At 57.4% G+C, this 25,331-nt stretch carries 28 protein-coding genes and 1 pseudogene; 11 read left to right on the forward strand and 18 right to left on the reverse strand.

Annotation, left to right across the window (positions count from 1 at the left end):
- Nucleotides 1-56: 56 nt before the first annotated feature.
- Entirely contained in the window at nucleotides 57-509 is a 453-nt protein-coding gene (locus ACR0AO_RS04805) for an iron-sulfur cluster assembly scaffold protein (protein ID WP_480600482.1), read from the reverse strand.
- Nucleotides 510-576: 67 nt separating this feature from the next.
- On the opposite strand from ACR0AO_RS04805, the gene hisI reads away from it, so the two are divergent.
- The gene (gene hisI, locus ACR0AO_RS04810) at nucleotides 577-936 is read left to right on the forward strand and encodes a phosphoribosyl-AMP cyclohydrolase (protein ID WP_480600486.1); all 360 of its coding nucleotides are present in this window, start codon (nucleotides 577-579) and stop codon (nucleotides 934-936) included.
- 2 nt (nucleotides 937-938) lie between these two features.
- Here hisI and gluQRS read toward each other — a convergent pair whose 3' ends face one another.
- The 4 genes from gluQRS to ACR0AO_RS04830 all read right to left on the reverse strand — a co-directional run bounded on the left by gluQRS (nucleotide 939) and on the right by ACR0AO_RS04830 (nucleotide 4,830).
- A complete protein-coding gene (gene gluQRS / locus ACR0AO_RS04815) occupies nucleotides 939-1,784 on the reverse strand; it encodes a tRNA glutamyl-Q(34) synthetase GluQRS (RefSeq protein ID WP_480600489.1) in 846 nt (281 codons plus the stop codon).
- Nucleotides 1,781-2,395, reverse strand: coding sequence for a class I SAM-dependent DNA methyltransferase (locus tag ACR0AO_RS04820; protein WP_480600491.1), 615 nt, complete (start codon nucleotides 2,393-2,395; stop codon nucleotides 1,781-1,783). Before ACR0AO_RS04820 ends, gluQRS begins: the two co-directional genes overlap by 4 nt.
- A 37-nt stretch (nucleotides 2,396-2,432) precedes the next feature.
- Nucleotides 2,433-3,773 carry a methylenetetrahydrofolate--tRNA-(uracil(54)-C(5))-methyltransferase (FADH(2)-oxidizing) TrmFO gene (gene trmFO, locus ACR0AO_RS04825; RefSeq protein WP_480600493.1) on the reverse strand — a complete coding sequence of 447 codons (1,341 nt, stop codon included), beginning with the start codon at nucleotides 3,771-3,773 and terminating at the stop codon, nucleotides 2,433-2,435.
- A gap of 271 nt (nucleotides 3,774-4,044) precedes the next feature.
- Complete coding sequence (locus ACR0AO_RS04830; RefSeq protein WP_480600495.1) at nucleotides 4,045-4,830, reverse strand: enoyl-CoA hydratase; 786 nt, start codon at nucleotides 4,828-4,830, stop codon at nucleotides 4,045-4,047.
- Nucleotides 4,831-4,888: 58 nt separating this feature from the next.
- On the opposite strand from ACR0AO_RS04830, the gene ACR0AO_RS04835 reads away from it, so the two are divergent.
- Nucleotides 4,889-5,332 carry a PaaI family thioesterase gene (locus ACR0AO_RS04835; RefSeq protein WP_480600498.1) on the forward strand — a complete coding sequence of 148 codons (444 nt, stop codon included), beginning with the start codon at nucleotides 4,889-4,891 and terminating at the stop codon, nucleotides 5,330-5,332.
- 58 nt (nucleotides 5,333-5,390) lie between these two features.
- Here the strand turns inward: ACR0AO_RS04835 and ACR0AO_RS04840 are convergent, their stop codons facing one another.
- A complete protein-coding gene (locus ACR0AO_RS04840; RefSeq protein ID WP_480600501.1) occupies nucleotides 5,391-5,618 on the reverse strand; it encodes a DUF1127 domain-containing protein in 228 nt (75 codons plus the stop codon).
- A 100-nt stretch (nucleotides 5,619-5,718) separates the two neighbouring features.
- Here ACR0AO_RS04840 and ACR0AO_RS04845 point away from each other — a divergent pair, with 100 nt between their 5' ends.
- The 3 genes from ACR0AO_RS04845 (at nucleotide 5,719) to rpsI (ending at nucleotide 8,236) form a co-directional block, all read left to right on the forward strand.
- Nucleotides 5,719-7,122, forward strand: a complete 1,404-nt coding sequence (locus ACR0AO_RS04845; RefSeq protein WP_480600504.1) for an aminotransferase-like domain-containing protein — start codon at nucleotides 5,719-5,721, stop codon at nucleotides 7,120-7,122.
- A 163-nt stretch (nucleotides 7,123-7,285) separates the two neighbouring features.
- The gene (rplM, locus tag ACR0AO_RS04850) at nucleotides 7,286-7,744 is read left to right on the forward strand and encodes a 50S ribosomal protein L13 (RefSeq protein ID WP_039536983.1); all 459 of its coding nucleotides are present in this window, start codon (nucleotides 7,286-7,288) and stop codon (nucleotides 7,742-7,744) included.
- A gap of 6 nt (nucleotides 7,745-7,750) precedes the next feature.
- Entirely contained in the window at nucleotides 7,751-8,236 is a 486-nt protein-coding gene (gene rpsI / locus ACR0AO_RS04855; protein WP_480600506.1) for a 30S ribosomal protein S9, read from the forward strand.
- A 128-nt stretch (nucleotides 8,237-8,364) separates the two neighbouring features.
- On the opposite strand, the gene ACR0AO_RS04860 is transcribed toward rpsI, so the two are convergent.
- Complete coding sequence (locus ACR0AO_RS04860) at nucleotides 8,365-9,276, reverse strand: glycosyltransferase family 25 protein (RefSeq protein ID WP_480600508.1); 912 nt, start codon at nucleotides 9,274-9,276, stop codon at nucleotides 8,365-8,367.
- 109 nt (nucleotides 9,277-9,385) lie between these two features.
- Between ACR0AO_RS04860 and ACR0AO_RS04865 the strand changes: the two genes are divergently transcribed.
- Nucleotides 9,386-9,754 (forward strand): group I truncated hemoglobin, encoded by a 369-nt coding sequence (locus ACR0AO_RS04865; protein ID WP_480600512.1) that lies wholly within the window; start codon nucleotides 9,386-9,388, stop codon nucleotides 9,752-9,754.
- Nucleotides 9,751-10,809: an adenylate/guanylate cyclase domain-containing protein gene (locus ACR0AO_RS04870; protein WP_480600515.1), complete on the forward strand. Its 1,059-nt coding sequence runs from the start codon at nucleotides 9,751-9,753 to the stop codon at nucleotides 10,807-10,809. The genes ACR0AO_RS04865 and ACR0AO_RS04870 overlap by 4 nt, the downstream gene beginning before the upstream one ends.
- 18 nt (nucleotides 10,810-10,827) lie before the next feature.
- Here ACR0AO_RS04870 and ACR0AO_RS04875 read toward each other — a convergent pair whose 3' ends face one another.
- The 9 genes from ACR0AO_RS04875 to guaA form a co-directional block, all read right to left on the reverse strand.
- A complete protein-coding gene (locus ACR0AO_RS04875; protein ID WP_480600518.1) occupies nucleotides 10,828-11,442 on the reverse strand; it encodes a TetR/AcrR family transcriptional regulator in 615 nt (204 codons plus the stop codon).
- Nucleotides 11,435-12,304 (reverse strand): polyphosphate kinase 2, encoded by an 870-nt coding sequence (gene ppk2, locus ACR0AO_RS04880; RefSeq protein WP_480600521.1) that lies wholly within the window; start codon nucleotides 12,302-12,304, stop codon nucleotides 11,435-11,437. Before ppk2 ends, ACR0AO_RS04875 begins: the two co-directional genes overlap by 8 nt.
- A 49-nt stretch (nucleotides 12,305-12,353) precedes the next feature.
- Complete coding sequence (locus ACR0AO_RS04885; RefSeq protein WP_480600523.1) at nucleotides 12,354-13,313, reverse strand: alpha/beta fold hydrolase; 960 nt, start codon at nucleotides 13,311-13,313, stop codon at nucleotides 12,354-12,356.
- Nucleotides 13,297-14,214 (reverse strand): homoserine O-acetyltransferase MetA, encoded by a 918-nt coding sequence (gene metA / locus ACR0AO_RS04890; protein ID WP_480600526.1) that lies wholly within the window; start codon nucleotides 14,212-14,214, stop codon nucleotides 13,297-13,299. The genes ACR0AO_RS04885 and metA overlap by 17 nt, the downstream gene beginning before the upstream one ends.
- A 37-nt stretch (nucleotides 14,215-14,251) precedes the next feature.
- Entirely contained in the window at nucleotides 14,252-15,124 is an 873-nt protein-coding gene (locus ACR0AO_RS04895; RefSeq protein WP_480600529.1) for an ATPase, read from the reverse strand.
- Nucleotides 15,125-15,171: 47 nt separating this feature from the next.
- Nucleotides 15,172-16,071, reverse strand: coding sequence for a DMT family transporter (locus tag ACR0AO_RS04900; RefSeq protein ID WP_480600533.1), 900 nt, complete (start codon nucleotides 16,069-16,071; stop codon nucleotides 15,172-15,174).
- 104 nt (nucleotides 16,072-16,175) lie between these two features.
- Nucleotides 16,176-17,327, reverse strand: coding sequence for an OmpP1/FadL family transporter (locus ACR0AO_RS04905; protein WP_480600536.1), 1,152 nt, complete (start codon nucleotides 17,325-17,327; stop codon nucleotides 16,176-16,178).
- Nucleotides 17,328-17,467: 140 nt separating this feature from the next.
- A complete protein-coding gene (locus ACR0AO_RS04910; RefSeq protein ID WP_480600538.1) occupies nucleotides 17,468-18,361 on the reverse strand; it encodes a DMT family transporter in 894 nt (297 codons plus the stop codon).
- 114 nt (nucleotides 18,362-18,475) lie between these two features.
- On the reverse strand, nucleotides 18,476-20,050 hold the full coding sequence (guaA, locus tag ACR0AO_RS04915) for a glutamine-hydrolyzing GMP synthase (protein WP_480600541.1): 1,575 nt from the start codon (nucleotides 20,048-20,050) through the stop codon (nucleotides 18,476-18,478).
- A gap of 82 nt (nucleotides 20,051-20,132) precedes the next feature.
- On the opposite strand from guaA, the gene ACR0AO_RS04920 reads away from it, so the two are divergent.
- Nucleotides 20,133-20,570, forward strand: a complete 438-nt coding sequence (locus ACR0AO_RS04920) for a GNAT family N-acetyltransferase (RefSeq protein ID WP_480600543.1) — start codon at nucleotides 20,133-20,135, stop codon at nucleotides 20,568-20,570.
- 54 nt (nucleotides 20,571-20,624) lie between these two features.
- Here ACR0AO_RS04920 and ACR0AO_RS04925 read toward each other — a convergent pair.
- Nucleotides 20,625-20,881, reverse strand: a pseudogene (locus ACR0AO_RS04925) (DUF2270 domain-containing protein); the annotation flags it as partial.
- Between the two features lie 155 nt (nucleotides 20,882-21,036).
- Here ACR0AO_RS04925 and ACR0AO_RS04930 point away from each other — a divergent pair.
- Entirely contained in the window at nucleotides 21,037-22,581 is a 1,545-nt protein-coding gene (locus ACR0AO_RS04930) for a trimethylamine methyltransferase family protein (RefSeq protein WP_480600546.1), read from the forward strand.
- 3 nt (nucleotides 22,582-22,584) lie between these two features.
- Here the strand turns inward: ACR0AO_RS04930 and ACR0AO_RS04935 are convergent, their stop codons facing one another.
- Nucleotides 22,585-22,881 carry a DUF6477 family protein gene (locus ACR0AO_RS04935; RefSeq protein ID WP_480600549.1) on the reverse strand — a complete coding sequence of 99 codons (297 nt, stop codon included), beginning with the start codon at nucleotides 22,879-22,881 and terminating at the stop codon, nucleotides 22,585-22,587.
- Nucleotides 22,882-23,119: 238 nt separating this feature from the next.
- Here ACR0AO_RS04935 and ACR0AO_RS04940 point away from each other — a divergent pair, with 238 nt between their 5' ends.
- Complete coding sequence (locus tag ACR0AO_RS04940; protein WP_480600552.1) at nucleotides 23,120-24,262, forward strand: DUF6456 domain-containing protein; 1,143 nt, start codon at nucleotides 23,120-23,122, stop codon at nucleotides 24,260-24,262.
- 100 nt (nucleotides 24,263-24,362) lie between these two features.
- The gene (locus ACR0AO_RS04945) at nucleotides 24,363-25,289 is read left to right on the forward strand and encodes a LysR substrate-binding domain-containing protein (protein WP_480600555.1); all 927 of its coding nucleotides are present in this window, start codon (nucleotides 24,363-24,365) and stop codon (nucleotides 25,287-25,289) included.
- Nucleotides 25,290-25,331 lie beyond the last annotated feature (42 nt).

The following is a 25,331-nucleotide window of genomic DNA, read 5'->3' on the forward strand; positions in this document are numbered from 1 at the left end:
CGATCCCCCCGAAAAATATCCGGCAGGCTAGGGCACTTTCGGAAAAAAATCTATGCTCAGGCGCAGTTGGCCTGCTCGGCCTTCGCCATTGCCTCCGCCGTGGCCTCCAGCGCCAGCAGAATTGAGGCGTGCCGGTTCTTGTAGTCGCGGGCAGGTTTCAGAACTTCGAGCCCGTCGAAAGGCGCATCGGGCGCGGGGCCATCGTTCTTGAGCATGGCCTTGAGCTGATCACGGGCCGTTTTCACCTGGTGCCGAGTGGCGCCGATGATTGCGCCGCCTACCACCGAAGCCGAGGCCTGCCCCAGCGCGCATGCTTTGACGTCCTGGCCGAAATCGGCAACCTTGCCGTCTTCGACCTTGATGTCCACCGTTACGGTAGAGCCGCAAAGCGGTGAGCGTTTCTTGACCGTGGCGTCAGGATTTTCCAGCCGGTCGAGATGCGGAATATCCGCCGCAAGCGCCAGAATGCGGCCGGAATAAAGCTTGATCAGATCGGTCTCGCCGGACATGGGTTTTCCTCGTTGACTGTTCCCCATACATAGTGGGCATGTTCCGGGATGCAAAAGGTTTTTGTTCATGACGTTCGACCCTTCTTCGCTGAAATACAACGAGGCCGGTCTGGTTCCGGCGATTGCCCAGGACGAGGCATCGGGTGAGATTCTGATGATGGCCTGGATGAACGCCGAAGCCGTGGCGCGAACGCTTGAAACCGGGCGCGTGACCTATTGGTCTCGGTCGCGCCAGTCTTTCTGGGTCAAGGGGGAAAGTTCGGGGCATGTACAGGAACTTGTGGATTTCAGGGTTGATTGTGATCGAGACTGCCTGCTGGTTCTGGTCCGCCAGACCGGCCCCGCCTGCCACACGAACCGGCGGAGTTGTTTTTATACGGCTGTGCGGAACGGCGAAGAAGTGGAATTGATGTCGCCGGTGGCCTGAGGTTAAAGCCCGACCAGTGCCCTGATATCCGCAGGCGCCGCGCCCGTCTCTCTAAAGGTCGCGATGGCCCGTGCATCGTCGCGTTTGGCAAGGCGTTTGCCTTTTTCGTCGCGGATCAGCCGGTGATGGTGGTAGACCGGCGTGGGAATATCCAGCAGCGATTGCAACAGAACGTGGATCTGGGTCGCCTCGAACAGATCCTCGCCGCGCGTGACATGGGTGATGTTCTGATCGGCATCGTCGACCACAACGGACAGATGATAGGAACTGCCCATATTCCGGCGCACAAGGACAATATCCCCCACGCCGGTCAGCAATGTTTCGGCGTCAAGTTTGTGCACTCCCGAATGCGTCCGGCCCTGTTCCTGAAAAGAATGCAGATCGGTACAGACCAACGCCTTGGACATGTCGAGCCGTAGCACATCGTTTGCACCGGTCTCTGCCATCAAACGCGTGCGGCAGGTTCCCGGATAGATGCGCCCGTCCGGCCCGAATTGCGGCACACCCTCCTGCGGTGCACCCGCCGCTGCCTCGATATCCGACCGGTTGCAGCGGCACGGATAGACGACACCCAGTGAAATCAGTTTGTCCAGCGCCGCGCGATAGTTGGGCAGCCTTTCACTTTGGCGCATGACCGGGGCGGGCCATCTCAGACCAAGCCAGTGCAGGTCATCATAGATCTGACTTTCCCACTCGGATCGCGAGCGGGATCGGTCGATATCTTCGATCCGCAAAAGAAAGGCACCGCCGGCCATCTCGGCAATGTCATGGGCCAACAGGGCCGAATAGGCATGGCCCAGATGCAGAGGTCCAGTTGGTGACGGGGCGAAGCGAGTGATAAAATTCACGCTTTTTCGACGATATATACTTCTGATTTCAGTTCGATCCCGGGCAGATGCGCGCCGTATTCACGAAACAGAAGGCGTGCGGCGCCCATGTCCACCCATTCGCTCAGGCGACCAGTATAGGCGTGATCGGCCAGTGCGAGATCGTTAAGGGAAAAGGCCAGCAATCCTCCCTTGGGAAGCGCCTTGATCAGCAGGTCGAAGGTTTCGGGCGGAGCCGCTCCCAGGCCCAGAACTCCGGTTGCGGCAATCGTATTGTACGCGTTTTGGGTCAATGGGTTGGGATCGGTGATTTCAAAGGTTTCAAGATTGCGGTAAACCCCCTTGGCTGCGGCTTGCTCGAGCATTTTGGGTGTCGGGTCCATACCGTCGATAATCTTGTATCCGACGCGCGACAGCGCCACACCGGACAGGCCCGTTCCGCAGCCGTAATCCAGAATCGGGGTCTCTGGCTCTGGCAGTACCGACCACAGCGCCTCGGCGACACGCCCCGGTGTGGCATAACCGTTTTCGCCGATCTCCTTGTCGTAAGTCGACGCCCAATCCTGATAGTGGTCGCGAGTGGCCTCGGGGGACTGAAGATCATAGGTGTTTTTCAAAAACTTGTCGCTCATGCCGACATGTTAGGATGCAGAACGACACTTCGTCCAGTCAGGAAAGCGCCAGCCATTCCGTCCAGGCGGCCTTGGCGCGGTCCGTATAAGCCTTGTAACGGTCCTTGCGGCCACGGCGCCCGCCTTTAAGGCCATCCACGGGGCGGAACAGGCCGAAATTGACATTCATTGGCTGAAAAGTTTTGGCTTCGGCCCCGCCGGTAATGTGGTGGATCAATGCGCCCATGGCACTGTCCTGCGGGATTTCGGGAAGCGTCTTTCCAAGGATTTCAGCCGCGGCAAGACGGCCCGCCAACAGACCCATGGCGGCACTTTCGACATAGCCCTCGACCCCGGTAATCTGCCCCGCAAAGCGGATGTTGGGCCGGGATCTCAGCCGCATCTGCGCATCAAGCAGCGTTGGGGAGTTGATGAAAGTGTTGCGGTGAATCCCACCCAACCGCGCAAAACCGGCGTCTTGCAGGCCCGGGATCATTCGGAACACGTCCGTCTGGGCACCATATTTCATCTTGGTCTGGAAGCCCACGATGTTGAACAGAGTGCCCAGAGCATTGTCGCGGCGCAGTTGGACGACCGCATGGGGTTTTACATCCGGCTGATGAGGATTGGTCAGGCCAACGGGTTTCATCGGACCGTGACGCAGGGTTTCGCGGCCGCGTTCAACCATGACTTCGATCGGCAGGCACCCATCGAAATAGCCGGCCGTCTCGCCCTCGTGAAACTCGGTCTTGTCGGCGGCCAGCAACGCGTCGATGAATGCCTCGTACTGGTCGCGATCCATCGGGCAGTTGAGATATGCGGTACGTTCCGCTTCGGTTTCGCCCTTGTCATAGCGCGACTGCATCCACGCCTGCGACATGTCGATGCTGTCGGCATAGACGATGGGCGCGATGGCATCAAAGAATGCCAGCGCATCCGTACCAGTTTCCTTGCGGATCGCATCCCCGAGCGCAGGCGAGGTCAGAGGGCCGGTGGCAAAGATCCATTTGCCGCCCTCAGGAAGTTCCGTCACTTCTTCCCCGGTGACCGAGATACGCGGGTGGGCGCGCAGCTTGGCGGTTACCGCTTCCGCGAAAGGATCGCGGTCGACGGCCAAGGCACCACCCGCTGGCAGGCGATGTGTGTCCGCAGTGGCCATGATCAGGCCATTCGCGGCGCGCATTTCCCAATGCAAAAGACCGACGGCGTTCTGCTCATCATCATCCGAGCGAAACGAGTTGGAACACACCATCTCGGCCAGATTGCCGGTTTGATGTGCGAATGTTCCGACCTTCGGGCGCATTTCGTGAATGACCACATCCGCACCCATTTCCGCAGCCTGCCATGCTGCCTCGGACCCGGCCATGCCGCCGCCAACGATATGCAATATCTGTGTCATGCCGAGCCACATAGGGCAGGGCACGGGACTGTGCAACGCCTGAAAGAGCTTTGGTCATATGTAGGGGAACTTGGGGTCGCCGTTGCGGGAATGTCTACGCCGGTGAGAGAAACCGGCTTGGAGGGACCTTCCGCTCACGGCGACCCAAAAGTGTCGTCAAGGCCTTAGCCTTACCAAATCCTTGACACATTGTGGCGATTTTGGAAAGGAAAATCTTCAATAGTGAATGGATAAGGTATTAACAATTCGATCTAGTGGCCGGGGTGTTGGGTTATTGTTTCCAGTTCGGATTCCGTTTTTCGATAAAGGCGGAAATGCCTTCCTCGGTATCGCGGTTCAGCATATTTTCGACCATGACATCCCCCGTAAAGGCATAGGCCTGATCCAACGGCATCGGTATCTGCTGATAAAATGCCTGCTTGCCGATCTTGACCGCACTGCCAAGTTTCGAGGCCACAAGTTCGGCAAGGTTTTGCGTCTCCGACGCAAGATCCTGCGGAGGAACCACGCGGTTGACCAGGCCAAGCTCGGAGGCGCGGGCCGCGTCGACAAACTGACCTGTGGTCAGCATTTCGAAGGCCTGTTTGCGTGGAATGTTCCGGCTCAGCGCAACCATGGGGGTCGAGCAGAACAAACCGATGTTGACGCCATTCACGCCGAAACGGGTACCTTCGGCAGCAATCGCTAGATCACAGGTGGCGACAAGCTGACACCCGGCGGCAGTGGCAATACCGTGCACCTGTGCGATAACGGGTTGCGGTATCTGTTGGATTGTCATCATCACGCGCGCGCAGCGGTCGAAAAGATCCTTGAAATATGCACGCCCCATGTCCACGCTTTGCCGCCCGGCAGTCATCTGCTTCAGATCATGTCCTGCACAAAACGCCTTGCCCGCCCCTGACAGAATCACGGCACGTATTTCCGTCGCATCTTGCAACGCATCCAATTCCGCCTGCAGCGCCGCGAGCATCTCATCGCTGAGCGCGTTCAACCGGTCCGGAGCGTTCAGTTGCAGATGCCGAACCGCGCCTGTGTCGTGACGTTCCAGAATTGTCATCTTGCCCTCTCCGCTTAAGTCGGGGCAACTCTAGAGGCAGAACCGGAGGAGGGGAAGAATGTCTTTGGCAATGAACAAGGAGGAGTTGGCGGACTACCTGGCCGAGGTTTTTCCGCAAGTCAGAGAAGATTTTGCCATCGATGATCTAACCGATGAAACCGTGACCATGCGGCTTCTGACGGGTGAGCGGCATTTGCGCCCGGGCGGAACGGTTTCTGGCCCCGCAATGTTCGCTTTGGCGGATGTCTGCGTCTACGCGATGGTTCTGGCACGGCTGGGGCGAATGGCGCTGGCTGTTACCACGAATTGTTCGATGGATTTCATGCGCAAGCCGGACGGTGCGGCACAGATGATCGCTAAATGCCGGTTGCTCAAACTTGGGCGGACTTTGGCGGTGGGGGATATCCTGATGTATTCCGAGGGGAGCGACAAACCCGTGGCGCGCGCGACGATGACTTATTCCATTCCGCCCGCCGAGTCGGTGGCGGCGTCGGCGGGATAAAAAAGGCCGGGGTCCAACCCCGGCCCAGGAATTGTCCCGAAAAGGGACTGGGGATATCTCATATCTGCCAGAAGCGAAGCCTCGTTTCGCGTCGCGACTGCATATGCGTCAGACCCACATCCTTAAGGAGCCGGTCATCAAGACGGCTCAGATTGATCCGGCTGCGGCGGCGTTGCTCCCAACGTGTCACGGTCGCTGCGAAACGCACGGCCAGAGCGGCGATCAGCGGCAGCCGGGGGCTGGCGTTCAGCAGCGACAGGGCGGGGTTGTGCATTGCGCGTGTCATGACAGGTTTCCTTTCCAAATTGTATTGACACAAAGTTGAATTGTTCGGTACATGTGCTTGGTACATTCTGTATTGAGCTAAATGCAAAGGAAGAATTGTAATGGGTACAATTTGGCCGGAATCGTTGCCGCAATCCAAGGAGCCAAAATATACTCTGGTCGCCGATACGATTCGAAAAGCCATTGAAAACAAATCGCTGGAGGTTGGCGTCAAGCTGCCTCCGGTGCGGGATCTGGCGTACCGGCTGAAAATTACGCCAGGCACGGTTGCGCGCGCCTACACCATTCTGACAGACGAAGGGTTGCTGCTGGCAGAAGTGGGGCGCGGTACATTTGTGGCGCCACCGAAATCTCCGATTCTAGATGATGTCTGGTCGCGGCAACTGCACTTGCAGGATGAAAACCACGATGCCAATGTCAGCCTGTTCAGCCCGCGTTTGCCGGATGTGGGGCAGGTGGCGCTGATCCGGGACTGCCTTTTGAAGATCGCGCAGGGCGATCCGCGGATGTTCATGAACTACCCGACGCGCAGCGCCTATCTGCCCGTGCGGCAGGCGGTGGTTGAATGGTTGTCCGATCTGCCGTTGGGGGCAGTGACGGCGGATGATATCGTACTGACCCATGGCGGGCAAAGCGGTCTGTGCGTGGTGTTTCAAACCATATTGAAGGGGCCCAAACCCGTCGTTCTGGTCGAAGACCTGTCCTATGCCGGGTTCCGCCGCGCCGGTGAGTTGATGCGGGCCGATGTCATCGGTGTGAAGATGGATAAATGGGGAATAAACGCCGAAGCGCTGGACCATGTGCTGCGGCAGACCCCGGCGCAGGCGGTGTGTGTCTCGCCCGAGGTTCAGAACCCGACGGGCGGCCATTCTCCGCTGGAGCGGCGCAAAGAGGTGGTTGAGGTCGCGCGCAAACACGATCTGCAAATCGTCGAGGATGACTGTTACCGCATGGGCGATGCCCGCGCGCCCAGCTATCGCGCGTTGGCTCCGGAACGCGGGTGGCACGTGTCGTCGATCTCGAAAACGCTGACGCCCGCCTTGCGGGTCGGGTTCGCGATCGCGCCGAAGGATCGCGCGGTGGATTTGCGGCGCTCGGCTGAATACGGGTATTTCGGGTTGGCGCAACCGCTGGCGGAACTGACCCGCCTGATGCTGAGCGACCCCGGCGCCCGCAAACTGGCCCGGAACGTGCGCAGGAAGATGGGGGATTACATCCGGGTGGCGGTCAACGCGTTGGGCGGGTTTGACCTGAACTGGGACGCCGAGGTGCCGTTTGTCTGGCTGAGCCTGCCCTCTGGCTGGCGATCCGCCGCCTTCAGCCGCGCTGCCGAGCGCGAGGGGATCCAGGTGCGCTCGGCTGATGAGTTCGCCTTGCGGGATGGTCGCGCGCCCAACGCCGTTCGGATCGCGGTCAATGGGCATGTTTCGCTTGAGAAATTCGAGGATGCAATGCTGCGGTTACGCGCATTGCTGGACAATCCGCCCGAGCAAATCAGCGTCTGATGTGGGGTAAAATAATACCTATTTTGTAATTCATTGATTTAACGTCATTTAATTCGAATTGTGTTGCTTGACGAGACACCTTTGGGTGTCTAGATACGCATCCATCGAATTCGGGCCGCTCCGCCTTGGGGCGGTCTTTCACATCAAACAGGACTATCCTGCCATGAAAACCTTTTCTGCAACACCTGCAGACATCGACAAGAAGTGGATCCTGATCGACGCCGAGGGCGTTGTTCTGGGCCGTCTTGCCTCGATCGTCGCCATGCGTCTGCGTGGCAAGCACAAAGCGTCGTTCACCCCGAACATGGACATGGGCGACAATGTCATCGTGATCAACGCTGACAAAATCCAGATGACCGGTAAGAAGCGCGAAGAAAACTTCTATTGGCACACCGGCCATCCGGGCGGCATCAAGTCGCGCACCAAACAGCAGATCCTGGAAGGTGCACACCCCGAGCGCGTTGTGACCCAAGCGGTCAAGCGCATGCTGCCGGGCAACCGTCTGGCGCGCCAGCAGATGACCAACCTGCGCGTTTATGCCGGTGCCGAGCATCCCCATGAGGCGCAAGCACCCGAAGTTCTGGACGTCAAGTCCATGAACAAGAAAAACACCCGGAGCTAATGACCGATGGCTGATCAGATCAATACTCTCGAAGAGCTGAGCGCCGTCGCAGGCGTTGAAACCGTGGCCGAAGAAGTCATCGCGCGTGAACCCGTGCGTGACGAGCTGGGCCGTTCCTATGCCACCGGCAAGCGCAAAGACGCTGTTGCCCGTGTCTGGATCAAGCCGGGCTCCGGCAAGGTCACCGTGAACGGCAAGGACCAGGACGTCTATTTTGCGCGTCCCGTTCTGCAGCTGATCCTGCGCCAGCCCATGCAGGTGGCCGGTGTGGAAGGTGAGTTCGACGTTGTCGCAACCGTCAAGGGCGGCGGCCTGACCGGTCAGGCCGGTGCGGTCAAGCATGGCATCTCGAAAGCCCTGCAACTGTACGATCCCAACCTGCGTGGCGCTCTGAAAGCCGCAGGTTTCCTGACCCGCGACAGCCGCGTTGTGGAACGTAAGAAATACGGTAAGCGCAAAGCACGTCGTTCGTTCCAGTTCTCGAAGCGTTAAACTTTGGGTCCCAAGATTTGAAAAAGGCCGCGCCAAGGGCGCGGCCTTTTTTTGCAAGCTCATGTCTATCGAAGCTGGGTATTATTGGCTTTTTAGTGGGTGCAGATGCAGGTGGCGGCGGATGCGCTTCAGTCCCAACGCAAATCCGGGCTGAGTTCTGGAGCGCCCCAGCGACCACCGGATTTTTCGACGCGTTCAAGGCGCCGCTTGCGCCGGTGTTTGTGAATCGCCCGATAAAGCTCTTTGCGCAGCCGATAGGGCCAAGGCCCTACATACGAGCGATCTCGGCGGGTTGGTGCGTCCACGCGTTTGGTTGTTTTCAGAAAGGCCGGCGTGTCCCGGCCCGGGTCACTAATTGCGCCCCATTCGGCTTGGACGGCCACGGCGGGTTCCAGCTGATAAATCGGCAGGTTATGCCCGCGTGCGCCGCGTTCGGCTGAGTCCGGGTCAAACAGATAATCATCAACTGTCCGATCGATCCGAGCCGCGTTCAGCAGATTTTTTGCAACAACGGGGTCCAGATAGTAGGCAGCGGCACTGGCCGCGATCGACAGCACGCGAGACAGTCCAAAACTGCCAACCGAAATGTCCGACGGGGCCAGGATCAAGGGAAAGTGCACCCCGTCCAGACGGATCAGTGCAGACGGTCTTTGGCTATTAAGAAGATCAAATACTGTCTTGAAATCATTCGAGAACAGAAGATCGTCTTCCAGTACGATACCCGGTTCGCCAGTTGTTGCTATTTTCTGCCAGCAATCCATGTGGCTGCGAAAGATTTCAATATCACTGGGTGGCAGAGACCAACGGTCACTGCTCCATTTTCCGGGCGTTACGTTGGACGGGGGTTCCCAATTGTCGGATTTGATATCGACGCAAAGCGCGCGCTCCACCTGTGCGTCCGGTAACAGCCGATGCAGTTCCGACAACATATAATCGCGGCGATCGACCGCACGATCCAAATTGATGAGAAAAAGTTTCATAACCCTGCCGAAAACGGAGCTCGCTTGTGCGCTGTTAACACCTGCCAAGCCATCCCGCAACGGCGGCTGCCTTTTTATTGCCAGAGCAAAATACCCAAAAGGTTTAACAAAAGGGCGTCTTTGATTTAGAGTTAACGACTAATTGCAGTGAAACTTGCGGAACGGTGCCATGAGTCAAACGATTTATGAAAAATACGGTGGTTTCAAAACCATCAGCCGGATCGTGATGACCTTTTATGAAATGGCTTTGGATTCCGACCAGATTGGAGACTATTTCGCGGATATCGACATGCCGAGGCTGATGGATCATCAGACCAAATTCATATCATCTTTGGTCGGCGGTCCTGCCTCGTTTAGCGACGAGAGGATTGAAGCGGTTCATCGAAATCTCAATATCAGCCACACTGATTTCGATGAGATGGCCAACTTGTTTGCTAATGCCTTGGCCGAACATGGCATGTCGGAAGAGGACATCGGTACGGCCTTGGCCGCCATCGAAGGAAAACGGTCCATTATCGTCGTACGAGATGCGGCATGAGTATTGCCGCCATCAACGAGCATCTGTTGCGTGCAATCGGTGTCGGAATTGCAGTGGTCCGTGTCTCGGATCTGACATTCGTTTTTCAGAACGAACCGTTTGCCGAATGGTTCGGTTCGCCGGATGCCGGAGCCCGTCTGACCGACGTGCTGCAGGGGCTGGACCCGGAGGAGCTGGACAATGTACGCAACAACGGTCTGCGCTATACGGTCGAGCTGCAGATCAAACCCAAGCGGCGCACGCTGGTTTTTGCGATTGCTATTTCACTGGCCAATTCCTTGGACGAAAAAATTCTTGTCGTCGAATGCCAGAATATTACCCGCATCCGTGAATTGGAAAGCATGATCGACAGCTACTCGACCATGGTCGAGCGCAACACGCGTGAGCTTGAGCGCGAAAAGGAAAGGGTGGAGCGGCTGCTTTTGAACCTCATGCCCAGATCGGTTTATGAGGAATTCAAGACGTTTGGCGTCGTTACTCCGCAGTTGTTTGAGAGCGTCTCGGTCGTGATGCTGGACTTTGTTGATTTCACCGATTTCGCGGCGAAGACCGATCCGACGATCACGCTGGGGGAATTGAACGACATTTTTACTGCCTTTGACCGGATCGTCGAACAGTTCGGATGCGAGCGGATCAAAACCATCGGTGACGCCTATCTGGCGGTGTCCGGCATGCCTGACCCGACCCCTGACCATGCAACCGCCGTCGCGCATTGCGCGACGCGGTTTCTGAGATATCTGGAACGGCGGAATGAAAGCCATCCGCATAAATGGCGTGCACGGATCGGCCTAGGAACGGGGGCCGCCGTCGGTTCGGTCGTCGGTATCCAGAAATACGTCTATGACGTGTTCGGCCCGGCAGTGAACATGGCTTCGCGGCTTCAGGTTTTTGCCCATCCGATGAAGATCGTGGCGCCGGAGGAAATGAAATTCGCGCTGATTGACGAGTTCCAGGTGTCTGACTTGGGGCCTGCGGAAATCAAGGGCATGGGAACCATTGACCTTATCAACGTGAGTTCGCCGCTGCGCCAGCCTCATCCCAGCCCGAGGTTCTGAATATGCCGGCCAAATTGGCTAGCCATCCGGCGCAATCAGTCCAAGCCCGCGTAAATAGATGCCGATCCCCGATTCCAACAGATCCTCGGGCGGGAAGGGGGATGCGGTGCCGGTGTTGCGGGCATAAAGCTCGACCACACCATGGCTCATAGCCCAGATATGGGCGCTGAACATGGAGGCGGGGGGGCGTTTTTCCGGCGGGATGTGTTGCGACAGATCGGCTGCCGCCGTTTCCAGAACGGTCTTGGCGCGGTTCGCGGCCGCGGCAAGTTGCGGTGTCCGGTTCAAAGAAATTCCGCTTTCGAACATTGAAATGTAGTGCCCCGGATGCTTTCGGGCAAAGGCCAGATACGCGCGCCCCGTCGCCTCGAACGCGGCCAAGGCCGAAGGCTGGCCCTTGTCATAGGCGTATTGCATCAGGTCGGCGAACATCTCGAACCCCTGTCGCGCAGCTTCGGCAATCAGATCTTCGCGTCCTTCGAAATGGCGATAGACCGCCGCCGGGGTTACGCCCGCAGTCTTGGCCGCTTCGGACAAGGTAAATCCGGTCGGCCCCTTTTCCTCGATCAGCTTGAGTGCGGCGTCGATCAAAGCCTGTTTGAGATTCCCATGATGATAGCCGCGTTTAGACATCCCAGATTTCCGGGCCTCCGCAGATTTTCAGATCGACCTGACCAATGGCCTTTTCATCCTTTTCGTCATAATCGACCGCATTCAGAACGGTTCGGATCGCAGCCAGCCGAGCCCGCTTTTTATCGTCGGAACGCACGATGATCCACGGGCTGACATCCGAATGGCTGCGGGTCAAGGTTTCCGAAATCGCATTGGAATATGCATCCCATTTTCCCAATCCCCTGACGTCGATGGGACTCAGTTTCCAGTGTTTCAGCGGGTCGTTTTCCCGCGCCAGAAATCGTCGCAGTTGTTCGGCGCGACCGACATTGAGCCAGAATTTGAACAGTTGGATGCCGTCGTTCACCAGCCCCTGCTCCAGCGGTGTGACCTGTCGGAAAAAGCGTTCACGCTCGGCTTCCTCGCAAAAGCCGAAGACATGCTCCACAACGCCACGGTTGTACCAGCTGCGGTCAAAGAACACGATCTCGCCGGCGGATGGCAGGTGATGAATGTAGCGTTGAAAATACCATTGAGTGCGTTCGGCGTCGGATGGTTTCGACAGCGCGACGACGCGGGCGCCACGATGATTCAGGTTTTCGCGAAAGCGCTTGATGGTGCCGCCCTTGCCAGCGGCGTCGCGCCCTTCAAAAATGATGGCGATCCGCTTTCCAGTTTCCTTGACCCAGGATTGCAGCTTTACCAGCTCGATCTGAAGGTACTCCATTTCCCGGTCGTAATCCTTGCCTTTCATCGGCTCGCGATGAGGGTAGGTGGGCGACAGAACTTCTTTCTTCTCGACCCCGCTGATGGCTGCTCGGATATCATCAGGTGCTTCGTTCTGAAAATATGCGGTTATCGCGTCGCTTTTTGGTTTGGCCATTCGGTGCCTCCCAATGAATTCCGTATCTTACTATGGAATGTGAATCCGATTAACGCAAACCCGCGCGTTCCGCCACACGGTTGATGGCTGCGACGACTTCAGGAACAGAGACAACTTGCGGCATGTGCCCCATATCCTCAACGATGGTCAGGTTGGCGCCCGGAATCTGGCGGGCAAGTAAATCGGAATGAAGATCAACCTCGACAGTGTCGTCTGCGCTTCCGTGAATGATTTCGGTCGGTACACTGATATTCTCATAGCGCGGGTACAGCGCGTGAAGCTCGTCCAGAAGATTGGCCCGTTGCCGGGCATTGGCCCGCATGGATTCGCGGCGCAGGGTAAGGCCGGGGCCGAAATGGCTCGTATAACCTTCCGGCACAACCTGCGGGGCAAATACAGTGTCGAGTGTGCTGTCGATAAAGGCATCGGGCACGAAGGCCGTGATCAGCGGCGGCAACAGTCTGGAACCCACCGGGTGAGATGCGATGCGATTGTAGAGATCCAGAGGGGTCGACCAGGGATTCGAAGCCGCAGCGACCGGAACGAGTGCGGCAATGTTGTTCGGGTGTTCGACGGCCCAGGCCAGAGCCACTGCGCCGCCATAGCTCTGACCCACCACGATGGGCCGTTCCGCACCTAGCTGTGCGGCGGCTTTCTGCAGGATGTCGGCCTGTTCAAAAATGGTTTCGCCATCCGGGTTGAAGGTCTCGGAATAACCCAGCCCCGGACGGTCAAAGACGATCACCCGATAGGTTTCGGCCAGTGCCGGAGCCAGCGCAAAGGTCATGTCGCGCGTATTGCCGGACGAGCCGTGGATCAGCACAACATCCGGGCCATGTCCCATGACGACCGCATGAACCTGCACGCCGTTCACAGTCACGAATTGGCCTTCGGGAGGAAATTCCGCTTCGGCGCGTGCCTCAAGCTGTTCCGCGCGCCATGTTGTCAGCGCCGCCAGACCCGCAGTTGCAAGTCCGATGGATATCAACAGTTTAGCGGCCAATTTCATCCAGATCGAAGGGTGTTGTCTGATAAATTTCGTTGATCCAGTTACCATAAAGCAGATGCGCGTGGCTGCGCCAGCGGTTCTGCGGTGTGCAGGATGGATCATCGTCCGGGTAATAGTTGATCGGGACGTTGATCGGTGTCCCGTTTGACACGTCACGATCAAATTCCTGTTTCAGCGTGTCGCTGTCATACTCGAAATGATTGAAGATATAGAGCGCCCGATGCGCGGCATCTTCGACCAGGCAAGGCCCGACCTCGTCGCTGCCCAGCAAGGTGCGCAAGGCGGGGGCCGCGTCGATCTCGTTTTGCTTCATCTCAGTCCAGCGGCTGACGGGGATGACGAAATCATCGGAAAACCCGCGCAGAAATGGCGATGCCGGCGACAGGTTCACGTGACGAAAACACCCGAATGCCTTGGCGTCCAGCATGTGTTTTTTGACGCCATGGAAATGGTTGATCATGGCCATGCCGCCCCAGCACACACCAAATGTGGAATGCACGTTTGTCTGGGTCCAGTCGAAGACCTCACGCATTTCGTCCCAATAGGTGACATCGCCGAATTCCAGATGTTCGATGGGGGCGCCGGTGATGATCAAACCGTCGAATTTTTTGTCTCTGACCTCCTGAAACGGACGATAGAACTCCTCCATATGTTCGGCGGCGGTATTCCTGGTCTGATGTTCGGTCATGCGGATCAGGCTCAGCTCGATCTGGAGCGGCGTGGCCCCGATCAGACGCGCGAACTGGTTTTCGGTCTGGATCTTCTTTGGCATGAGATTCAGCAAACCGATGTGAAGGGGCCGGATATCCTGCCGCATTGCCTGATCCTCGGACATGACCATAACGCCCTCTTTGGTCAGGACGTCATAGGCGGGCAGGTCGGATGGGATCTTGATGGGCATTGGCGTGGTCTTTTACGTTGCGAATGAATTCAGGTAATTAGACATCCCGGGCACGGGTCTCAAGGGTGTGTTCGATCAATTCGTCGAAATCACCGGCATCGCGTATCGCCGCGATATCGTCGGCGCTGATGGCGACGCCCCAGTTCCTTGCCATGGCTTCGTATCGGGGTTGGCGATGCGCAAGAGCCTGGGCATAGGTCCAGCGGATGAACGCATCAGGATCAACATCGCCGGCGGCGCAGGCATTCCGGGTCAGGTATTCATTCCAGACCCGATTCAGAAATTCGGGCTGATAGGACATCGGTTTTGGCGCTTTGTCGAAGCGGCGGATCAGATTTTCGGTATGTGCTTCATCCCCCTTGATCCAGATCATCAGAGTGTGGCGCGACAGTTCGGAAAGGACCTGGTCCCTGGGGTCTTCGGGATCGACCCATTCACAGATTGAGCCACCGGTGTCGCAGATGAAATGTGGATAGCCATAAAGCCGTTGCGCCCGGTCTATGAAATACTCGGTATCGAGCAGCGCGTGGATTTCGGCCAGGCGGAACTGTTCTTGCCGGCGCCGGTATTCAGTGATCTCCAGGCCACCACGGGCAGGATCGCCGGGCTTGCCGAGATAGGCCGCAACAGGGGTCAGATTTTCGAACGAAATGTTCGATCCGATATAGATTGAATCCGACAGCAGCAAGTCGCGCAGGAAGGGAACCTTCATCGCTTCGGCTTTGGCGTTGTCGGTAATGTATTCGCCCATGTACCTGGTGCCGATGCGGTAGTCGATGGAATAGTGAAACCACTGCCCCTGGTCGCGCAGGATGTTCGAAACATAGGTTTTGCCCAGCCCCGACATGCCAAAAAACAGCACCTTCTTCCGTGGCGCCTGACGCCAGTCCTTTGCCGAGCCGTAGATCATGCCCCACCTTCCTTTTGCGTCCTTGCTAATTCGGGGGGCAGGCGGCGTCAATCGGGACCGCGCCCGGACCGGTTGAGAATGATCAATCCGAGCCCCAGCAAGACAAACCCGGCAAACGCCTGAGAAGGCAGGGTTTCGTTGCGCAGCCAGGCTCCAAGCACGATCGCGACTGGGGGGATGATGAGCGTCACAAGCATCAGATTGCCGCTGCCTGCCATCGCCAGGACGCGGTAGTACAGCAGATACGCCCCGGCGGTAGCAACCAACGAATAATAACCGATCGCGACCCACGTTACCGGTTCCAGATTGAAGGCAGGAACTCCGTCGACCATCAGTGTTATCGGCAGCAGGATTACCGTTGAACCGCTTAGCATTCCGGCGGCAGCAACTTGCGGAGGCAGATGCGACAGCTTGATACGGGCCCATGCCCCGGCGCAGGCATATGAAAACGCGCCTGCAAGAATCGCCAGTTGCGCTGTGCTGCGCAAATCGAAACCCGTGAAGTTTCGCAAGCCGATCGCGGTGGCGACGCCCAAAAAACCAAGGACCACACCAATCATGCGGTGGGCGGTCAATCTTTCATCCGGGAAAATGGCGGCAGCCACAAGCACGCCGAAAATGGCCGTGGCGGCGTTCAGAATCGAAGTAAGACCGCTTTCGATATAGAGTTGCCCCCAGGCCATCAGGCCAAATGGAATGGCGTTGTTGAGAAGACCCATTACCAGAAAGGCCGCCCAAATTCCCGGCGTGCGGGGCAGGTGCAGGCGCGACCGAAATACGACGAACCACAGAAGGCACATGGCCCAGAAGGTACGATGAAGAACCGAGGTCAGAACAGGAACTTCATCCAGGGCGACCCGGATGGAAACAAAGGAAGCGCCCCAGATCACGCCCAGTAGGATCAGTTCAGCCCAGGCCCGCGGAGAAATGGATTTCTGTTGCATCATGGATGTGTAGTGCCGCAAGACCGGGGGGTGGTGCGACCCGGATATTGCGCATAGAAAACGCCCCGCAGTTCAGGCGGGGCGTTCTGGATGTTATGGAACAGTCACTAGTTCAGAGCATAAGTGATCTGGAAGCCCACACTCCAAGCGCTGTTTCCGGTGAAATCGGCTCTTAGACCCGGGCCAGCGCCACTGGCTGTCGCATCGCCAATATCGGTATAGCGGACCCCACCCGAAATTTTTGCGTTTTCAATCGTATAGGTGCCGCCCAGCCCAATGCTCCAAAAGCCATCAGTTGGTCCCAGATTCGAAACAATTGACCCATTGGCTGGTTCATAGCCCAAGGTTACCGCACCTGAGAATTCATCAGTAAACTGATAACCCAGACCAAGAGAATAGGTGATGGTTGCATCTTCGTAGTCAACAAGGTTGGAAGTCGGAGGATAGTTTGGCGGGTCATATACCAGTTGTGGCCAATCCACCCAGCGAACTGTCCCGAACAACAAAGTACGCGGCGCGACGCCAGTCTGGAAGTCGAGATTGATTGATTGCGGCAACTCGACCTGACTGGATGTGTCGAAGGTTGCAACGGTGCCTGGTGGAACAAGCGGCGGGGGCGGGTTCAAAGACTCGGTTTGAGACAGATCGTGCGAAACCTTTGAATTGTAGGTCAGCGCGACCCGTGCCGCAATGTCCGGCCTTTCCCATGCGATACCGACGATGTACCCCAAATCGGTGCTCGCATCGGTATCGACCTGATAGCCGGCAGCAATAGGGACAGCCACGGACGCTTTTACACGTTGCGCGCGCAGCCCGCCGATCGCGCTAAGCCCGTTGTCGAACTTGTAACGCAGTAACGCGGTAATTGCATCGACATCGGCTTTGGCCCGAAGAACGTCGCTTCGTCCGCCGGGAACCGGGTTGATCGAAAGCGGGTAAGTCGCAGCATAGTCGATATCGGCCCCAAATGGCTCATCGTATATGATGGCGAGATCCAAATTCTCGGTGATTGCCGCTTTGTAGGCAAGGTGAGGCGTAATGAAGCTGTTCGCCACGTTGCCGGAATCAACGGGCTGACCGGTCGTCAGACTGGGCATGGTGCCACTTACATCCGGTGATGTATAACCCAGCCTAAATTGTACGACATCGCCACTTTCAAAAAGGATATTGATACCCTGACCTGATCGGTCAATTCCGCCTGCAAAACCTGCCGTTGCTCCCACTCCCAACGCCAGTGCACTTGTTAGTGCGATCTTCATTCCTGCCTCCCTGTTGTACCAAATCGCGATCTGAACTCGCTTTCCAGTGATCTTCACGCCCAATTTCGTCCGATTATGGACCCGTAAGCTATTCGTCGTTGATTTGAGCGGTCAATTGCTGACGGCGCGTTAAGATTTTGTCACCTTTTGAAAAGTGTTGCCCCACTGCCACGGCTTTCCTGCCAGATGTTCATGTAATTCGCGCCCAGGATCAGGACCGATCCGGCCAGGACCCAGATATCAAGCTGTTCGCCGTAAAGAAGCATTCCAATGACGGCAATGGTCGGAAGCCGCACGAAATCAATCGGCACTACGACTGTTGCCGGAGCTATGGCCAGCGCATTGGTGATGCAGAAATGCGCCAGTAATCCGGCAAGGCCGACAAGGATCAGGAAAGGTGCAGACTGCAGGCTTGGCAAGGCAATTTCCCCATCCGCTCCGGATGCCGCAAACCCAAGAAACAATTGCATAACGGTCAACCAGAACATGATGCAGCCGATGCTGGCAATACCGGTCAGCTTTTTCGTTGTTATCGTGGTCAGCGCAAAGAACACCGCTGACAGACCGGCGGTCAGAACGCCGAGGCTTAGTGGAGTTGCACCGGGACGCGCGACGATCAGTATTCCGACAAAACCGATCATGGCGGCGGCGGCACGGCTGGGTGTCAGCCGTTCGCCCAACAGAAAAGGCGACAAGACGATCACCCACAATGGCTGAGTGAACTCCAGCGCGAATACCTGGGCCAGTGGAGTCGCGGTGACGGCGTAGAACCACAGGTTTTGCCCGGTGAAATGAACGGTGTTGCGAATCACGTGCAACCCAAACCGGCGGGTCGAGACCTGTGACCAGTTCCGGGTGACGGTGAGAGCAATTGAAACGATCAGAACACCCACAAGGCTTCGATACATCATGATTTCGAAAGTATCGTGGGCAACGCTCAATTCGCGACCGGCAATCGCCATCGATGAGAAAGAGGCGATTGCCCCGGTCATCCACAGGGCCGCCTTGCCTATCTGAACACCGTCTTGCTGCACGTCACTCTCCCGGCTGACACGAGGGACCGGAACCGGCAACAAGGTCAAGAAATAATCGGCGAGGGCTTTGCCTGAGCCAAAAAAAATGCCGGGCGATTGCCCGGCATCCTCGGTTCATTCCCACTCGATGGTCCCCGGCGGTTTCGAGGTGATATCATAGGTGCAGCGGTTGATGCCCTTGACCTCGTTGATGATCCTCGTGGCGGTTTCGCCCAGGAATTCGTGACTGAACGGATAGTAGTCCGCGGTCATGCCGTCGACCGAGGTTACCGCCCGCAACGCGCAGGCATAGTCATAGGTCCGCCCATCGCCCATCACACCGACGGTACGAACGGGCAGGATCGCCACGAAGGCCTGCCAGATTTCATCGTAAAGGCCGTGCTTGCGGATCTGATCGATATAAACGGCATCCGCTTCGCGCAGGATTTCCAGTTTCTCGTGGGTAATCTCGCCGGGGCAGCGGATGGCAAGGCCCGGTCCGGGGAAGGGGTGGCGGCCAATAAAGCTTTGCGGCAGCCCCAGTTCGCGGCCCAACGCGCGAACCTCGTCCTTGAACAACTCTCGCAGGGGTTCGACCAGCTTCAGCCCCATCTTTTCGGGAAGCCCGCCTACATTGTGGTGCGACTTGATGGTGACCGAGGGGCCACCGCTGAACGAGACCGATTCTATCACGTCCGGATAAAGCGTTCCCTGAGCAAGAAATTCGGCGCCTTCAATAGTGTCGGCGTGTTTTTGGAACACGTCGATGAACAGCTTTCCGATAATCTTGCGTTTGGTTTCCGGGTCGCTCTGGCCCTCGAGCTCTCCAAGGAACAACTCGGATTCATCGGCATGGATCAACTGGATGTTGTAGTTGTCCCTGAACATTGAAACGACTTCCTGCGCTTCGTTCTTGCGCAGAAGTCCGTGGTCGACAAAGACGCAGGTCAGCTGGTCACCGATCGCCTCGTGGATCAGAATCGCCGCGACCGAGGAATCAACCCCGCCGGACAGGCCACAGATGACCTTCTTGTCACCCACCTGTTGGCGAATTTCCTCGATGGCTTGCTCGCGATAGGCTCCCATCGTCCAGTCGCCTGTGAATCCCGCCAACTTTACAAAATTTTCGTAGAGCTTGGCACCCTTGGGCGTGTGATGGACCTCGGGGTGGAACTGCACGGCGTAGAATTGACGGTCCGTATCCGCAGTGATTGCGTAAGGCGCGTTGGGTGAGGTGCCAAACACTTCGAAACCCGGCGCCAACTGGCTGACATGGTCCCCGTGGCTCATCCAGACCTGTTCGTCACCATTGGCGAACCAGCCATCCAGAATATCAAGTGATTGGCCCGGCGTTACAAAGGCGCGCCCAAATTCGGCAGTGCCGCCACCGCCCGAGATCTTGCCGCCTTCGACCTTGCCGCCCAATTGCTGCATCATCACCTGCTGACCATAGCAGATGCCGAGGATCGGCACGCCGTAGTCAAAGATCCCTTGCGGCGCGCGTGGCGAACCCTCGCGGGTCACGCTGTCCGGCCCGCCCGAGAATATCACGGCTTTGGGCGCCATTTCGCGAACAAAGTCCATTGTGACATTCTGATAGGGGTGGATTTCGCAATAGACGTTCAGCTCGCGCAAACGGCGTGCGATCAGCTGGGTCACCTGGCTGCCGAAGTCGATGATCAGAAGGCGGTCGTGGGTGTCTTGGGTCATGACTGGCTCTTAGGTTGCGCGGCGGTTATGTGCAAGCGCTATGAAGGTGTTTTTCGCCCAGAAGCAAAGGGAGATCCGATCCATGACAGCCATTCGTTTCATGAACGCCACGCAGGAGGATGTCGCGGCGATTACCGACTGCATTGCGGCTGCCTATGCAGAAGCCCGCGAAACTCTGGCCGATCTGCCTGATGTAACGTCCGGTATCGCGCAGGAGATTTCGGACAACCGCGTGGTTCTGGCTTGGTTGGGTGACTTGATGGCCGGTGTGATAGTGTTTGCGCAGAAAGGCGGCGCGACAAAGATCATCAATCTGGCGGTGTCGCCGGATGCGCAGGGGCAGGGGGTTGCCGGAAGATTGCTGGAGCTTGCCGAGGCCGAGGCGCGGGACAGCGGTTGCACCACTATGGAATTGCGCACCCATCGCCAGATGCAGAACACGCGCGCGATTTATACCCATTTGGGCTGGGTCGAATCTGAAGTCTCTGGGAATTCGGTGGCGATGGTCAAAGCACTTTGAGTTCGCTCTTACCCCATAGACTCTGATATTGCGCTGCCGCGGTGAGTTGCACGGGTAGCGTCTGCGCTGTAGCTCCAGAACGCGACAATGGACCAGCGGTAAGGGTGGTGCCTCAGGAGAGGCGAAGGAAACCGACAGCGCAACACCCAAAGTAACGACGCCCAATTTGTCGTCGTGTCCAACCGCGTACCCCATATGGTGCTGCGGTAAACTTCGCCACGGTACAGATGTGCGACAGCACCAATTTCGACGGCCTCAAGGGTTTTTTGTTCAACCTCGTACAGCGGGGTCGCCTGATCTTTGGTCGTCATTGTGTTATCATGCCCGGACAAGACTGAGCGGTCAAAGTTCTGGAGATGTCTTATGCATGTCGCTTTTCCCCCCAGAGCGCCGTAAATCATATGCTGGTACCCTGAGCGGTCCTGTAACAAATTTGTCAATCTAACCAACCAAACGGGAAATTCTCATGTCAGAGGCAACCTCCCGGCGCAGGGCAAGAGGTGGCGGTGGCGCCGCCCGCCGGGCCGAACGCACCGCAGTCCGTATCGACACCGCGAAATATATCGAGCGCAACATTCCGAACTTCGAGGTTCTGAACGAGGAAGCGCTGGAAATCATCGAACATAACGCGGAAACGATCCTCGAAGAGGTCGGGGTTAATTTTATCGACAACCCGGCAGCCCTTGAGCTGTGGCGCCAAGCCGGCGCCGATGTCGATGGCGAGCGGGTCCGAATTCCGCGTGGTCTGGCGCGCAAGCTTTGTGCGACGGCGCCTGCCGAGTTCACTCAGCATGCCCGCAATACCGAAAAATCGGTGGTAATCGGGGGTCGCAATCTGGTTCTTGCGCCGGTTTACGGCCCGCCCTTCGTGCGCGATGCGCAAGGTGGCCGCCGCTATGCGACGATGGACGATTTCAACAAGTTTGTGAAACTGGCCTATATGTCCAAATGGCTGCACCATTCGGGCGGCACGGTGTGTGAACCGACCGATATTCCAGTGAACAAGCGTCATCTGGATATGCTGATGGCGCATATGACGCTGAGTGACAAACCCTTCATGGGCTCTGTCACCGATCCCAGCCGGGCGCAGGATTCGGTCGAGATGTGCGAGATTCTGTTCGGCAAGGACTTCGTGCAGCAAAACACCGTGATGACTTCGCTGACCAACATCAACTCGCCGATGACATTCGACGATGTGATGATGGGATCGCTCGAGGTTTATGCCAGAAACAATCAGGCCTGTATCGTGTCGCCCTTTATCGTTGGCGGTGCCATGGCACCGGTTTCGGTGGCCGGGACACTGACCCAGGTTCTGGCAGAAGTGATGACCGGGATCGCCTATTCCCAGCTGGTGCGCGCCGGAGCGCCGGTGATTTTTGGCGCTTTTGTGACGTCGATCGATATGAATTCCGGGGCGCCGACCTTTGGGACGCCCGAAGCGGCGCATATCACATATGGCGCGGGCCAGTTGGCGCGTCGCCTTGGCGTTCCTTTCCGCTCTGCCGGATCGTTCTGCGGCTCGAAACTGCCGGATGCGCAAGCGGCCTATGAAACGGCCAATTCGCTCAACATGGGTCTTTTGTCGGGCGTGAATTTCATGTTGCATGCCTGCGGCTGGCTCGAAGGTGGACTGGTCGCCGATTTCGAGAAATTCGTCATGGATGCAGATCAGTTGGGCGTTTTGCACGGTTTGGCCAAAGGTGTCGCCTATGACCAGAACGCACAAGCCATGGACGCCATCCGCGAAGTTGGCCCGGGCGGGCACTACCTGGGCTGCGCGCACACGCAGGCGAACTTCAAGGATGCTTTCTGGAAGACCGAGCTGCTGGACTATAAACCATACGAAACCTGGGAAGACGAAGGCGCCCGCGACACGCGTGTTCTGGCATCTCAGCGGGTCGAAAAGTTGTTGACCAATTACCAGCAACCTCAGATGGACCCGGCAGTTTACGAGGCGTTGACCGCTTATGTGGCGGAAAAGAAAGCGTCGATGCCCGACGCTTTCATGTAATCATCAAATCTGGGGGGCGCGGCTGGCCTGATACAGTTGCGCCTCGCCCATGAGCGCGATTAACAGGTCCAGATGCCGGACCAGTGAATAGCCGGCATCGTGCGACCGTCGCTGCTCGTCAATTTCCCGCTCCATATCCATCAAGCGCATCAGCGCCGCACCCGAACCGGGTATTGCGCCATATCCCAGAAGCCTTTGCAGGTGTCGGTTCCGGTTGTAATCCTGTGCCCCGTGCCTTGCTGCGCGGATCAGCAATCGGGGGCGGCGAAGGTTCGACAAAATCGCGGTAATGTCCTGCATGCCGGCTCCATTTCGTGGTTGTTCCGCATTCAGTCATTGCACAACCTAAGCGAGTGTTGCGTCTTCTGGATCACAAGCGAGCGTTGGTTTCACCAGTGTTTATCATTTTAAACGAATTCTGCTCAGTACTGCCGCGCATTAACGAACAAGTAACAAAGTCAACTCTAGGTAGATTTTGTTAACCTTAAATCCGCGGGCATATTTGAGATTGAACCAACATCGATGAGGGCGCGAAATTATGGAAAACAGCACTGTTATCTCTGTTCCGGCTTGGGTTCCCGAAGGTGCGCAACGCTACCTTGCCCACACCGAAGCCGGGCGGTCGATCAGGGATTTGGCACGTTCGGCGGGTTGTCATGCCTCGACGATCCTGCGCCAAATTCGCAAGATCGAAATGCGGCGCGACGATCCATTGGTTGATGCGGCCCTGCAATCTCTGGCCGAAGAACACTTTCCGCCGCTCAAGACCTTCAGTCAGGATATCAAGGTTCGGCCGAACGCTTCTTTGCAGCTGAAATCAACTGCTTCCGACGAGGGTTCGAAAACCGATCGCTTCAATCTGGAAGCGGTACGGGTTTTGCGGCGTCTTTGCGAATCCGGTGCGGTGCTGGCCGTTGCCGAGGATATGGACAAGGCAGTCGTGGTTCGGGATGGAGGAGCAGGAGAGGCCACGCGAACTGCGGTGGTCGAATGCAAGATCGCGCAAGGCCTGGCGTTGCAAGACTGGATTTCCTGCGACAATCCGGGGCGTATCAGCCGGTACCAAATTACCGCTGCCGGGCGCAACGCATTGGGCCGTCTTCTGGCGAATGAAGAAAACCGTGCCCGGGTGCGCAACGATTGCGGCTTTGCCGAGATGCCCGCTCAGTTTTCCGGAAAAAGAGCTTCTGTTGACGAAAAATGTGACGACGGCCTTAACCAGGACGGACCCCGCCGGGTTCGGTATTCCGCTGTTGAAAGTCCGCTGGTTGCACTTGCCAGGCGCCGCGACCGGGAAGGCAAACCCTTTTTGAATGATACGCTCGTGCGCGCGGGGGAGCGATTGCGCGAAGATTTCGAGCTGGCGCAGATGGGGCCGAGTGTGACCCAGAACTGGGAAAGATTTCTGACGGCTGGATGCAGCGGCGATTTCACGGCCGGCGATACCGGACCGGGAGGATCGTCACGCGCGCGCGACAGGGTGGCGCACGCCCTTGCGGATCTCGGGCCAGGATTGAGCGATGTCGCGCTGCGGTGCTGTTGTTATCTTGAGGGGCTGGAGCTTGCGGAAAAGCGGATGGGCTGGTCGGCGCGCTCGGGGAAAATTGTACTGCGTATAGCCTTGCAGAGGTTGAAGCGGCACTATGATCGGCAGGCGGACAGTGATCAGTTGATTGGTTAATCGGCGCGGTTCGATCAGATTTCCCGGTGACCACATCCTGTGTTGGCAAATTGTGATAATTCAGTCTTGCGAGTAGGGCTCGCCTTGATAAGTATCAGTTATGTCCTTCACGCTCAGACAACTTCGGTATTTCAAGGCGCTGGCCGAAAAACGCAATTTCGGCCGTGCCGCGTCGGTTTGCCATATCTCCCAGCCTGCTTTGTCAGTTCAGATCAAGGCGCTGGAAGATCTGATGGGCGGCGCGCTGGTTGAACGGCAGGCGCGTGACGTCGTTTTGACGCCGTTGGGGCGGGATGTTCTGGCGCATGCCGTCGAAGTGTTGACGGCCGCCGACCGGCTTGACCGTCTGGCGCGGGATCAAAGCCGGGGATATCGCTCGCTTTCTCTGGGTCTGATACCGACCATGGCTCCGTATTTGTTGCCAGGGGTGTTGGCGTCTTTGCGCGCGCGCGATCTGTCACTGCGCGTAAAGATTCGCGAGGCCCGGACCGGGCAGTTGCTGGCGGCGTTGCGCTCGGGCGAGATCGATGCCGCAGTTCTCGCCCTGCCAACCGGTGAAAGCGGGTTCGTGGAAACGGCCCTTTTTGAAGACCGGTTTCTTTTGGCGGGATCTGCCGCGCGCCTTACGTCCTTGACCGTCGGGCCGGACATGCTGCGTCCGATCGATCTGAACACGGCACATCTGATGCTGCTTGAAGATGGTCATTGCCTGACCGATCAGGCGCTGGAGGTCTGCGGGCAGGATCGCCACAGCAGCGGGATCAATATGGGCGCGTCATCGCTCGGCACATTGACGAGGCTGGTTGCCGAAGGTTTCGGGCTGACGTTGATGCCGGAATTGTCGGTCCGTTCCGAATGCTCCGCCATTCCCGATTTGAAACTGGTCCGGTTCAACGAACCGGAACCGTCCCGCACCGTAGGGTTGATCCGAAGGGAAACCACCCGCGAGACAGAGTGGTTCGACAACCTGGCTCGGATCATCCGCGACGTCGGTCAGGATATCGTCGAAAAGACACGTGCAGCCTGACAAAAAAACCCGCGAAACACCGCGGGTTTTGTTTTTGTGCCG

The organism is Ruegeria sp. AF8, from assembly GCF_056541825.1.